The 12,416-nt window shown below is 70.0% G+C and carries 8 protein-coding genes; 2 read left to right on the top strand and 6 right to left on the bottom strand.

Annotation, left to right across the window (positions count from 1 at the left end):
• Window positions 1-221: 221 nt before the first annotated feature.
• The 6 genes from ssb to FJ309_12235 all read right to left on the bottom strand — a co-directional run bounded on the left by ssb (window position 222) and on the right by FJ309_12235 (window position 4,449).
• On the bottom strand, window positions 222-719 hold the full coding sequence (ssb, locus tag FJ309_12260; GenBank protein ID MBM3955370.1) for a single-stranded DNA-binding protein: 498 nt from the start codon (window positions 717-719) through the stop codon (window positions 222-224).
• 252 nt (window positions 720-971) lie between these two features.
• The gene (gene rpsF / locus FJ309_12255) at window positions 972-1,343 is read right to left on the bottom strand and encodes a 30S ribosomal protein S6 (protein ID MBM3955369.1); all 372 of its coding nucleotides are present in this window, start codon (window positions 1,341-1,343) and stop codon (window positions 972-974) included.
• Window positions 1,344-1,382: 39 nt separating this feature from the next.
• On the bottom strand, window positions 1,383-1,940 hold the full coding sequence (locus FJ309_12250; GenBank protein ID MBM3955368.1) for an aminoacyl-tRNA hydrolase: 558 nt from the start codon (window positions 1,938-1,940) through the stop codon (window positions 1,383-1,385).
• Window positions 1,941-2,576 carry a 50S ribosomal protein L25 gene (locus tag FJ309_12245; GenBank protein MBM3955367.1) on the bottom strand — a complete coding sequence of 212 codons (636 nt, stop codon included), beginning with the start codon at window positions 2,574-2,576 and terminating at the stop codon, window positions 1,941-1,943.
• Between the two features lie 137 nt (window positions 2,577-2,713).
• Window positions 2,714-3,658, bottom strand: a complete 945-nt coding sequence (locus FJ309_12240; protein ID MBM3955366.1) for a ribose-phosphate pyrophosphokinase — start codon at window positions 3,656-3,658, stop codon at window positions 2,714-2,716.
• Entirely contained in the window at window positions 3,655-4,449 is a 795-nt protein-coding gene (locus tag FJ309_12235) for a glycosyl transferase family 2 (protein ID MBM3955365.1), read from the bottom strand. The genes FJ309_12240 and FJ309_12235 overlap by 4 nt, the downstream gene beginning before the upstream one ends.
• A 186-nt stretch (window positions 4,450-4,635) precedes the next feature.
• Between FJ309_12235 and FJ309_12230 the strand changes: the two genes are divergently transcribed.
• Both FJ309_12230 and FJ309_12225 read left to right on the top strand, forming a co-directional pair.
• On the top strand, window positions 4,636-6,717 hold the full coding sequence (locus tag FJ309_12230) for a DUF4432 family protein (GenBank protein ID MBM3955364.1): 2,082 nt from the start codon (window positions 4,636-4,638) through the stop codon (window positions 6,715-6,717).
• Between the two features lie 222 nt (window positions 6,718-6,939).
• Window positions 6,940-12,416 (top strand): hypothetical protein (locus FJ309_12225; protein ID MBM3955363.1); only part of this gene is annotated, 5,477 nt, incomplete at its 3' end.

The raw sequence follows: 12,416 nt of genomic DNA, 5'->3' as shown, positions 1-12,416 counted from the left end.
GCCATCGTGAAACCTTTCCAGCACGGAAAATCCGGGACAGAAAACCTCGTCACCCACACCGAACGCCACGGACCGACGTGAACACTCCACCGGCGGGCCCGGGGCCGATCGGCGGCACTGACGAGTCACCCGCGGCCGTGGCGAACCACGGCCGCGACGTCATCGGCCAGCGCCCGCGTCATTCGGCCTACGGGCAGGGCAGCCGCCGTAGGCCAGCCCCCTCAAAACGGGATGTCGTCGTCGCCGCCACCGGCCGATGGCACTTCTCCATCGTACCCGCCCGAGGGGCCGTCGGTCGACGGGGCATCGGCATCGGCGTGCCGGCCTCCGGAACCGGCCCGAACCGGTCGCCCCGACCGACCACCCCCTTCGCCACGGCCCCCCTCTCCCGACCGGCCGCCAAGAAGGACGAGACGGTCGCCGATGACTTTCAGCTTCGAGTTTTTCTTGCCGTCTTTCTCCCACGTCTCGAGCTTGAGCCGACCTTCGATGAGGACCGGCGACCCTTTGGTGACGTATTCCCCCGCGACCTCGGCATTGCGATCCCACAGCGTGATGTCGACGAAGGTCGTCTCCTCGCCCCATTCGCCGCTGGGAAGTTTGCGCCGCTCGTTGACTGCCAGACCCAGGTCGGTCACCGCCTTGCCGCTGGGGATGTACCGCAGTTCCGGGTCGCGGGTGACGTTACCCATCAGAACCACACGGTTGAAACTGGCCATCGGATGCTCCTCGACCTACGTGATTGACCGCCGGCTCCACTGGCCGGCGAGTTGCCCCGATCGAACCCCGCCTGCGCCGCTCGGCCGCGTCTTCCCCGCCGCCGCGGCCATCGCCCCCCGCGGGCCTTCTCGGCCCCCGGGGGCTCGCCCGGCCGCTGTCGGCGAGGCGAATGTGATCATCTGTTCAGTATAGGGTGCCTGTCGGCGAGTTGGCAAGACCGCGGTTTCGGTCAGGGCACGCCGGGGCGGGGGTCAGGTTCCCGCCGGGCTCGAGGTGCCCGTGCGCCGCTGCGTGCTATCGCCGGCCAACGCGTGCTGCACGAGGACATCGGCGAGCCGCGGATCGACGCGGAGGATCAACTTGCGGATCACCAGGTCGGTGATCGCCGCCTGCCGCTCGAGGGGGGCGATGTTGCCGCCGGGCATCTTGAAGTAGCTGAGCCAGTAGACCCCCTTCTTGTGTCCGTTGATGGGGTAGGCGAGTTTTCGCTCGTCCCACAGCCGTGCGGCGAGCACGGTGCCGCCGTGCGCGGCGATCAGGTCGTCGACCTGCTTGGCAGCCGCGGACGGATCGCGCGAGAACTTCGTGGGATCAAGAATGAACATGCCTTCGTAAACGACCATCGAGGGTTCCTCGGGAGCGGTGGCTGGAAATCATTGAAACTAGTTGTGTCGGTTCATCGCCGCGTCGATGCCGAGGGCGATCCAATCCTCGGCTGCTTCCGCGGCCCGCTGCACGGCGGCGTCGACCTGCGTTCGCTCCGCCGCGGTGAAGCGGCCGAGCACCCAATCGGCTGGATCACGGCCGCGAGGCACCGGTCCGATGCCCACCCGAAGTCGCGGCACGGTCTGGGTGCCGAGGCGCAGGAGGACGTTGGCGAGGCCATTTTGGCCCCCCGCCGAACCGCCCTTCCGGAGCCGGATGACGTCCGCGGGGAGATTGAAGTCGTCGCAAATCACCAATATATCCGAGTCGTCGAGCTTGTAGAAATCGCGCGCTGCAAGCACGGCCGAGCCGGAGAGGTTCATCCACGTCAGCGGCCAGAGGAGCAGGACCTGGCTGCCCCGGACCGTCGCCGGGGCGGTGTCGCCCTGGAAACGCTGACGCCGCGGCGGGCTTCCCGCCCGCTCCGACAGGATGTCGAGAACCTCGAAGCCGACGTTGTGCCGCGAGCCATCGTAGGAGCGGCCGGGGTTGCCGAGGCCGACGACGAGTTTCACTCACTCCCCCTCGGCGGCAGTCCCCTCCTCCGCCGGCTTGCGGCCGATCACCTCCGGCTCGGCGGCGGCGACCGCCTCCTCGGCCTTGTGCGTCGGGAGGTTGCAGGACACGACGTTCTCTTCCCGGTCGGCAAGGACGCGAGCCCCCTTCGGCAGCTCCAGATCCTGGACCTTGATGACGCCGCCGATCATCAGCCGGCCCACCTGGGCGTGGATCCTCTCCGGGATCGCGTCAGCCGTGCACTCGAGATCGACTTCGTGGAGCAGGAGCGTGACCACGCCCCCTTCACGTTGCCCGGGGCATTCGCCACGCAGGTCGACCGGGACGCGCACCTTGACCCGCTCGCTGGCGCTGACGCGAATCAGATCGACGTGGAGCGGTTCGGTGCCGAACGTGTCCCACTGCAGGTCTCGGAGCAGGGCGCTGGTCTTCACCGCTCCCTGCAACTCCACGACACGGCTGCCGTGGCGGATCACCGCCTCGACCGCATCGCGGTGGGCGGCCAGATCGACACATTTCTCGCCATGGCCGTAGAGAACCAGGGGAACGAGCCCCTGGCGGCGGAGGCGGCGGCAGGCATGGGAGCCGACGGCGGTGCGGGCGACGACTTCGAGCGACTCGCTCACGGGATCGATTCCTCGCGGGGGGCTTTCGCGCGTGCGGCGCCGCGGCGCGGGGGCCGGGCGCGGGCCCGCGCGACACCGTCGGCAGGCTCACGGAAAGCCCACTATCATGCCAGCGCCGCCGGGGACCGCAAGGCCGGTCTGCCGGCTCACTGGAACATCATGCTCACCGACTCGTTGCGGTGGATCCGTTTGATCGCCTGCCCGAGCAGCGCAGCGACCGAAAGCACCGTCACGGAGGGAAGGAGCTTATCCTCCGAAAGGGGGATCGAGTCGGTGATGATCACTCCTTTGAAGGGCGCCGCCCGGAGCCGCTCGACCGCCGGGCCGACGAGCAGGCCGTGGGTCGCGGCGGCGTAGATCGCCTTGGCGCCGTGGCGGTGGATCACCTCGGCGGCCGAGCAGATCGAACCGGCGGTGCTGATCATGTCGTCGAACATCAGCGCCGTTTTTCCCTCCACCGACGCCCCGATGAGGTTTGCAGGCTTGGTGGTGTCGGCCGACAAACGCCGCTTGTCGATGATCGCCAGCGGGGCTCCGAACCGGGTGGCGTGGCCGACGGCGCGCTTGATTCCCCCCTCGTCGGCGCTGACGACGACGATCTCGTCGCGCGGCACGTCGAGCGACGCGAAGTGGTTGTGGAGCACCGGGGCGGCGTAGAGGTGGTCGACGGGGACGTCGAAGAAGCCCTGGATCTGGGCGGCGTGGAGGTCCATCGCCAGCACGCGGTCGGCGCCCGCGCGGGTGATCAGATTGGCCACGAGCTTGGCCGTGATCGGCACCCGCCCGGCGTCTTTTCGGTCCTGCCGGGCGTACCCGAAGTAGGGAATCACCGCCGTCAGCCGGAACGAACTGGCGCGCTTGAAGCTGTCGATCATCACGAGCAGCTCCATGAGGTGCTCGTTGACCGGCGGGCAGGTGGGCTGGACGATGAACACGTCGCGGCCGCGGACGTCTTCGTCGATCTTGCACGAGATCTCGCCGTCCGGAAACCGCCCGAGGGTGATCTTCCCCATCGGCAGGTTGAGGTAGCGGCAGATGTCCTGGGCCAGCGCCGTGTTGGCGGGCCCACTGAAGATCTTCAGATCGTTCATCCGGCGTGCCTCGCTGGTCCCTGCTCGTCGCCCGTCGGCCGCGCCGCCAGGGCCGCGGCCACCGCGGCGAGCTGTGCGGGGGTGTTCACGGAGAGCGACTCGCTCTCGTCGAGGCAGGCGACGGCATCGACCACCAGGCCGTCGGACGCCAGCAACCGGGGGCAGTCGGTGAGGTAATACTCCCCGGCGGCGTTGCCGTTGTCGAGGCGCCCGACGGCGTCGACGAGCGCCCCTGCCGCGAACACGTACGTGCTCATGTTGACCTCGCGGATCAGGCGCTGCTGCGGCGTCGCGTCGCGTTCCTCGACGATCGCCTCGAACCGGCCGGAGTCGTCGCGCACGATCCGCCCCAGGCCGGTCGGGTCGGCGGCGATCGTCGTGCCCAGCAGGCAGGCGGCCGACCGGGCGGCGAACTCGCCGAGGAGGCGGGCGATGCTCGCCGGCCGGAGCATCGGCGAATCGCCGCAGACGATCACCACCGGCCGCGCCGGGCCTCCTCCGGCGCGGCGCAGGTGCGGGACCGCCGCGGCCACCGCGTCGCCGGTTCCGCGGAGCGCGGTCTGGAGCGCGAAGAAGACCCCGGTCACACCGGCCAGCGCGCGCTCGACGTCGGCGGCCCGGTGGCCGACGACCACGATCCGCTCCTCGATCCCAGCCGCCGCCAAGGCCTCGAGCACCCAGGTGACAAGCGGCTTCCCTGCCGCCTCGCAGAGCACCTTGGGCAGGTCGGTGCCCATCCGTGTGCCGCGGCCAGCGGCGAGGACGATCGCGATCGGCGGCGTCGGCGACATGGGAACCACGGGGTGGCTTCCGAAGCTCTGGTGGAGGTGCGGTCGTCGGCAGGCCGCCAGTGTAGTGATCCCGCCGACGCCGTTGGCCCGGTCGCGACCGCTCCCCGTCCGGAGGCCTGGGACGACACCCGCCGCCGTGCTGCGGCCGGCTGCGGCGCGGCGGGCCGTCGCGGTACACTCCCCCCCATGACACGCCAATCCCACCCTGTCGTGAGCCGCGGGCGCGGAGACACCGCCTCCACCGCCAACGATGCGCTCGATATCACTCTCGGCCGGTTGCGGGTCCGCACCGGCCGGATCCGCGGCGGCCGCGGCGACGGGATGCTCGTCGTCGAGCTCGCCGCCGGCGCCACCAGCGCGATCGTCCTCCCGGACCGGGGCCTGGGAATCTGGAAGGCCTGGAGCGGGCCGACCGAGCTGGGCTGGCAGTCGCCGGTCGCCGGCCCGGTGCACCCGCGCGGCGTGCCGCTGATGGAGCCCTCCGGGCTCGGCTGGCTCGACGGGTTCGACGAACTGGTCGCCCGCTGCGGCCTGGTCTCCAACGGCGCCCCCGATTTCGACGCCGCCGGCCGGCTGCTGCATCCGCTGCACGGCCGGATCGCCAATCTCCCCGCCCATGCCGTCGAGGTGGTGATCGACGACAAGGCCGGCACGGTCGAACTGGCCGGCGCCGTCGACGAGACGCGGTTCCACTTCCATGCCCTGCGTATGTCGACCCGGATCGTCGTCCACGCCGACCGGCCGCTGGTCACCTGGACCGACGAAGTGACAAACCTCTCCGACCGCCCGACGACGATGCAGATGCTCTACCACGTCAATCTCGGGCCACCGCTGCTCGGGGCCGGGGCCGAGCTCCTCGCGGCCGTCGACGAGGTGGCGCCGCGCGACACCGCGGCGATGCCCGACGGCCCGACCTGGAGGAGCTTCGAAGCGCCCCGGGCAGGGCGCCCCGAGGAGGCGCATTTCGCGCGGATCCGTCCCGACGACCAGGGGACCGCCGAGGCGGTCCTCCTCGCCCCCGGCGGGCGCGAGGGGGCGCGGCTGGCCTGGTTTGCCGAGTCGCTCCCCTGCTTCACGCTCTGGAAAAACCAGACTGGGAATGCCGATGGCTACGTCACCGGACTCGAGCCGGGCACCAATTTCCCCAACCCGCGGTCGTTCGAGGAGTCGCAGGGGCGCGTGGTCACGCTGGCGCCGCGGGCGGCGGTCCAATTCGATCTGGCGCTCGAGCACGTTTCCGGCGCCCGGCTCGACGAGGTCCGCACCCGGATCGCCGCCCTCGCCGCGCGGCGGCCGACGACGATCCATCCCGCCCCACGCTCGGGCTGGAGCCGGCTGGCGGCGTGGCTCGTCGCGCTCTCGGCCCTCGGCCTGTCGGCCGGGGCCGACGCCGTCGCCGACCAGACCGGCCCGCCGCGCCGCGTGCTCGCGGCCGACGATTCGACGCGGACGCTGGCGCTGGTCGGAGCCGACGGGAGCATCGCCTGGCGGCGCCCCGTCGCGCAGATCCACGACCTCCACCTCCTCCCTGACGGCCACCTGCTCTCCCAGGAGGGGTGGACGCGGGTCGTGGAGACCGACCGCGACGGGAAGGTGGTCTGGTCCTACGACGGGCGGAAGGAGCATGGCGACCGCCCGGTCGAGATCCACGCCTTCGAGCGGCTCCCCGACGGGGCGACGATGATCGCCGAGTCGGGGCCGGCGCGGATCGTGGAGGTCGATGGCGAGGGGAAGATCCGCCACGTGATCCCGCTCACGGTCGATCGGCCGGCTGTCCACTCCGACACCCGCAACGTGCGCCGCACGCCGGCGGGCACGTATCTGGTCGCCCACGAGCGCGACGGCGTGGTCCGCGAATACGACACCGCGGGCAGGGTCGTGTGGGAGTTCGACGTGCCGCTGTTCGGCCGCGAGCCGAAGGGGGGCCACGGGCCCGAGGCATTCGGCGACCAGGTCTATTCGGCCGTCCGCCTCGCCAATGGCAACACGCTCATCGGCACCGGCAACGGCCATGCCGTGCTCGAGGTCACGCCCGCCAAGGAGATCGTCTGGCACCTGGCCCAGCATGACCTGCCGGGGATCACGCTGGCGTGGGTCACGCAGGTGCGCCGGCTCGCCAACGGCAACACGCAACTGGTGAATTGCCACGCCGGCCCCGACAACCCGCAGATCATCGAAGTCACACCCGACAAGAGGGTGGCGTGGACGTTTCGCGACTTCGTCACGTTCGGCAACTCCCTGCCGGTGGCGGTCGTGTTCGACCCCTGACGGCCGTTGACAACACCGGCATGATCTTTTCCCATACCCTGTGGTCCCCGTCCGGGGGGTTTCTGGCGAGGGGGCCAATCGCCTGACGCGATCGGGATCAAAGGAGGGGGCATCGGACGGCAGCGACAGCGGCAGCGGTGTGGCCAACGCCGGGGGCACCGCAACGCGTGCAGCCCGGGCTGCGGACCGCGCGGGTGCGGTGAGAAGCCGACACTGGCGGTGATGTTCGAGCAGCTCGAACAGCGGCTGCTGCTGGTCCGACCGATCGAGTTCTATCAGCTCACCCGTGGGCTTGAGGTCGGCCCAGGGATTCCTCAATACGAAGACTGCGGCGAGTTGATGATCGCCAGCGCTGGCGATGGCGCAGGAGGGGGCGGCGTCCATCTGGCCAGCGGCCTCGCGTCTCTTCCGGTCGGTAACCTTACGCCGCGTGTTTCCGACGGGGCGTCGGCCGGACCCGCCCACGCCTGGACGAGCAACGCCGTGCGCAACGGCGACGAGAGCTACGGCAACGGGCGGATCTCGACGACGATGCCGTCGATCCACGTGCTCCGGTCCGACGCGCAGGGTCCCACGGCGTTGCAGTTCAGCTTCACCGGCACCGATGTCAGGGGTTTCCTCCGCAAGCAGGGATCGACGACGTCGTTCGTGCCGCTCGCGGCCAATTCCGACTCGCTGACCTGGTCGGGAGGCCGGTTCGTCTACCAGACGGCGGCCGGCGGGGCGATCGAGTTCAATGACTTTTCGGGTAATGCCCCCGAGGAACATGGCCGCTTCGTGAGCCGCAGCGATGCCTTCGGCAATCGGGCGACCGTCACGCAGCGCGACATCTTCGGTCAGCCGACGCGCGTCGAGACGCTGTCGCTATCGTCGGTCGCGCCGGCGTCGGGCACCTCGCCGCGACAGTCGTGGACCTATACCTACATCACGGTTGGCGGTAGAGACCGGGTTGCCACGGCGACGCTGGCGCGGAGCAACGGATCGGTGATCCGGGTGCTCACCTACGGCTATTACGCCGGCGGGAGTCCGAACGGCACCGACGGCGATCTGGAGTCGATCGAGGTCCGCGACGGTACCGGAGCACTGATCGATTCGACCTACTACCGCTACTACACGTTCGGCCAGCCCGACAGCGACAAGGGGTTCTTCGGGGCACTGAAGTATTCGTTCGATGCCGCGAGCCAGAAGCGCCTCGCGGCTGCGGTGCCGGGATTCCGGACGGCGTCCGACGCGGCGATCGCACCGTATGCCTCCGACTACTACGAATACGATTCCCAGCGGCGCGTCGTCCGGCACGACCGGCAGGGCGTGGGGTGCTCCGCCTGCACCGGAGGGATCGGGACCTACACGTTCTCCTACGCGACCAATCCAGTGGCGGCGACCGACGACTTCAACGCCTGGCGGTCGCGGACCACGGTCACCCGCCCGGACGGCACCGAGGTGGTGAGCTATACCAACCTGTTCGGCCAGACGATGCTCGACGTGACGCGTGCCCTCGATGGCGGCGCGACACGGCAGTGGGGGCGCTTCCTCCGCTACGACGAATTGGGGCGGCCGATGTGGAGCGCCTCGCCCGAAGCCCTCGATCTCCCCGCCAATCTGGCGGACGTCGAGGCGCATGCCGACCTGATGGGGTCGCAGGCGGGCAACTACCTTTACCTCCGCGACGCCGCCGGGTTGATCGAGGTCCGGTCGTACGGCGTGACGTCGACGGCGACGGAGACGGTGCCGGGCGACGTCGTGGGACTGGTGTCGTCAACGGCGGTGCAGCGCGGCGAGACGGGGACCGCGATCCCGCAGACGGCGATGACGTACGTGACGCGCTCGGCCGGCGGGCGGACGGCGTCGTTCGTCGCCGTGGCGACGGCATTCGCCCCGGCAGCCCAGACGACGACCTATTCCTACTCGTTCCGCACCGACACCACCCAGGTCGAGTCGGTGGCGGTCACGCTGCCGGTCGTGAGCGCGGCGCAGAACGGTCCCGGCACTGCCGACGTGCAGATGCGGGTGTTCGATCCCAACGGTCGGGAGATCTGGTCGCGCGACGCCGACGGCTTCCTCCGTTTCACGGCCTACGATCCGGTCAGCGGCGCGGTCGTGAAGCAGATCGTGGATGTCGATACGACGCGGACCGGCGACTTTTCCGCGCTGCCGTCCGGCTGGGCGACGCCCGCGGGGGGCGGCCTGCATCTGGTCACGGCGACCGAGGTCGACGGGCTCGGCCGCGGGGTCAAGGTCACCGACCCGCGCGGGAATGTCACCTACCGGGTATTCGACGACGTCGCGCATGCGGTCCGCACCTACGTCGGTTGGAACGCCGCGACACTGTCGCCGACCGGTCCGATCTTCCTGTCGCGCCAGGACGTGAGCGGGACCTACTCCGAAACGCTGTCTTTCGCCGCCGTGCCGGCGGTCGATGCCGCGGGCCGGCCGACCGGCGCCGAGGCGATCACGAACGTCCAGTCGCTGTCGCGCTCGCTGGTCAACGCGGCGGGGCAGATGGTCGCCTCCGACCGCTACACCACGCTCGCCGGCGTGAGCTATTCGACCGAGGCCACGCTGGGAAGTGCGGGAAACAACTACCTGCGGACGACGACGGCGTATGGCAAGCAGGGGAAGGTCGAGCGCGTCGAAACCCCGTCGGGGACGATCACGCACCATGTCTACGACGGCCTGGCGCGGCTGTCGTCGAGCTGGATCGGCACCGACGATTCGACGACCAACGGCTTCAAGTGGTCGCCGACCAATGGCTCGCCGGCGTCGAACATGACGCGCGTCGCGGCCTACGAATATGACAACGGTTCTGTCGGCAATGGCAACCGGACGCGCTCGATCAGATACCCTGGAGGTGGCGACGCGCCGCGCGTCGTCTCCACGGCATACGACTGGCGCAACCGGCCGGTGGTGACCAAGGCGGGGGCCACCGACGACCCGGCCACGGAGGCGAGCGATCTCGATCGGCCGCTGACCCATGTCAGCTACGACAATCTCGGCCGGGTGACGGTGCGGCAGGTCTACGACGGCGACGGGGTCGTCGTGGTCGACGCCGATGGCGACGGCACGCCCGACAGGCCCGCTGTCGGGTTGCTCCGGGGCGCGGAGGAAGCGTCGTACGACGCGCGCAACCGGGTGTTCCGCACCGAGACGCTGTTCGTCGATCAGGCGACGGGGGCGGTCGGGCCGCGACGGCTGTCGACCGACTCGTTTTACGATCGCCGTGGCAATCTCGCGCTCGAGGCGGCCCCCGGTCAGGCGATGGTGCAATACCGCTACGACGGTGCGGGGCGGACGGCGAGCGTGCTTGTCCTGGGCAATGCCAAGGCGCTCGGCTGGAGCGATGCGGTCTCGACGGCCGCGTCGGTCGTCCTCGAGCAGCGTGACACCGCCCACGACGCGGCGGGCAACGTGATCCTGGAGACGACCCGCCAACGGTTCCACGACGCCTCGCCGACGGCCCTCGGCGGTCTCGGGTCGCCGACGACGGGGATCGGGGCACGCGTCTCGTTTGCCGCGCGGTATTACGACGCCGCGAACCGGCTGACGGCGACCGTCGACGTCGGCACCAACGGCGGCGTGAGCTACGGGCGCCCGGCGACGGCGCCGGCGCGGTCCGACACGGCGCTGGTGACGAGCTTCACGTACGACGCGGCGGGGCGGGTGCAAGACACGACCGACCCGCGCGGGATCGCGACCCGCGCGTCGTACGACATGCTCGGCCGCACGACCTCGTCGATCGTGAATGTCACCGGCGGCGCACCAGGGGCGACCAGCGACGTGACAACCCTCTTCGCCTACGACCAGGCGGGCCGGCTGGCGTCGCGGACGGCGGTGCAGCCGGTGGGCACGCCGGCGCAGGTGACCGGCTACGTGTATGGCGTGTCGCCGGCGACGGGAAGCGCGCTGGTCTCCAATGACATCCTTGCCGAGATGCGCCATCCCGACCCGGCCACCGGCCTGCCGTCGGCCATGGAACGGGATGTCTACACGGTCAACTCGCTCGGCGAGCGGACGACGATTACCGACCGGGCGGGGACGGTCCACACGTATCTTCGCGATACCGTCGGGAGGCAGACGGCCGACGTGGTGACGGCGCTGGGGAAGGACGTGGATGGCACGGTCCGCCGGATCGAGTCGGCCTACGACGTGCTCGGCCGGCCGGTGCGCGTGACGTCGTGGACAGACGGCGGTGAGATCGTCAATCAGGTCGCCTCCGCCTACAACGGCTTCGGTCAATTGACGACCCAGTGGCAATCTCACCGGAAGAAGGTCGATCCCGACGAAACGCCGGCGGTGCGGACGGCGTATTCCGAAGCCGTGGGGGGCAACCACAGCCGGCCGATCCAGCTCACCTATCCCGACGGCTATGCGGTGAGTTTCAACTACTCAGGGATCGACGCGGCCGTGAGCCGACCGACGAGCCTGTCGGGACCGCGGTCGGGGCAGTGGTCGGTCGGCCCGATGCCGGCTGACGTCGGGCCGCGCCCGGCCGGCTCCCCGCAGCGCGACGTGTCGCCGCGCAAGGGGATCATCGAGGCGTTCCGCTATCTGGGAACAGCCACCGTGATCGAGCGGTCGCGTCCCGAGGTCAACGTGACCTTGACGATGGAGAGTGCGACCGGGGGGACGGGGGATGCGGGAGACCGCTACACCGGCCTCGACCGGTTCGGCCGCGTGGTCGACCAGCGCTGGGTGGCGGGAATGACGGCCGCCGCTCCGGCGCTCGAGCGGACGACGGCCACGTTCGACCGCGGTGGCAACCGGCTCTCACGCGGCGTGCCGTTGGCACCCGCCTTCGACGAAACCTACACCTACGACGCGCTCGGCCAACTCGATTCGTTCCGCCGCGGGCCGGCGGCCGCGCCGGCGACGACGCAGCAGTGGCAGTTCGACGCCCTGGGCAACTGGAACACGTTCACGACCGACGCCACCGTCCAGCCGCGGACGCACAACGCGCAAAACGAGCTCACCCAAGTCGGCACGCAGAAGCTCTCCTATTCGGCCACCGGCAATCTCACGGCCGACGCCCAGGGGCGCTCGCTCGCGTTTGACGCCTGGAATCGGCTGGTGAGCGTGCGCGACTCGGCTGGCCGGATCGTCGCCCGGTATGAGTACGACGGTCTCAACCGCCGCGTCGTCGAGCAGGTGGGGCCCGTCGCGGCGACGGCGCCGATCCGCGATATCTACTATTCAGCGCAGTGGCAGGTGCTCGAGGAGCGGCTCCGCACCACGTCGGGCGACATCGGCCGGACGGCCGAGGCCCGCTATGTCTGGAGCCCGGTGTATGTCGATGCCCTGGTGATGCGCGACCGCGACGCCGACGGTTTGGCGGCGACCGGCACCGGCGGCCTCGAGGAACGCCTGTACGCGATCCAGGATGCCAACTGGAACACGACCGCCGTGGTCGCCGCCGCGGGCGTCCGCGGTGTCCTCGGCGGGGCGGTGATCGCCCGGTTCGTGTACACGCCGTACGGCGAGTCGCAGGCGCTGACGGCGTCATGGGCACCGGCCAAGCCGGCCGCAGTCGCGGCGATCTCGTGGCAGCACCTGTTCCAGGGGCTCGAGTTCACCGAGATCACGGGCCTGGCGTATGTGAGGAATCGCGACTACTCGGCATCGCTCGGGAGATTCATCGAACGCGACCCGATCGGATTCAAGGCGGGGGATAATAACTGGTATCGGTTCGTGGGGAATCGACCGAC

It is taken from the genome of Planctomycetota bacterium, from assembly GCA_016872555.1.
Taxonomy (GTDB): domain Bacteria; phylum Planctomycetota; class Planctomycetia; order Pirellulales; family UBA1268; genus F1-20-MAGs016.
Note: the sequence above shows the minus strand (reverse complement) of the source record. Positions and strands in the feature narration are given on the sequence as shown.

Bases quoted from the DNA above. Each gene is read 5' to 3' on its own strand.
- ssb (MBM3955370.1), bottom strand. From the start codon at position 719: ATGGCCAGTTTCAACCGTGTGGTTCTGATGGGTAACGTCACCCGCGAC.
- rpsF (MBM3955369.1), bottom strand. From the start codon at position 1,343: ATGGTCGTTTACGAAGGCATGTTCATTCTTGATCCCACGAAGTTCTCG.
- FJ309_12240 (MBM3955366.1), bottom strand. From the start codon at position 3,658: ATGAACGATCTGAAGATCTTCAGTGGGCCCGCCAACACGGCGCTGGCC.
- FJ309_12235 (MBM3955365.1), bottom strand. From the start codon at position 4,449: ATGTCGCCGACGCCGCCGATCGCGATCGTCCTCGCCGCTGGCCGCGGC.
- FJ309_12230 (MBM3955364.1), top strand. From the start codon at position 4,636: ATGACACGCCAATCCCACCCTGTCGTGAGCCGCGGGCGCGGAGACACC.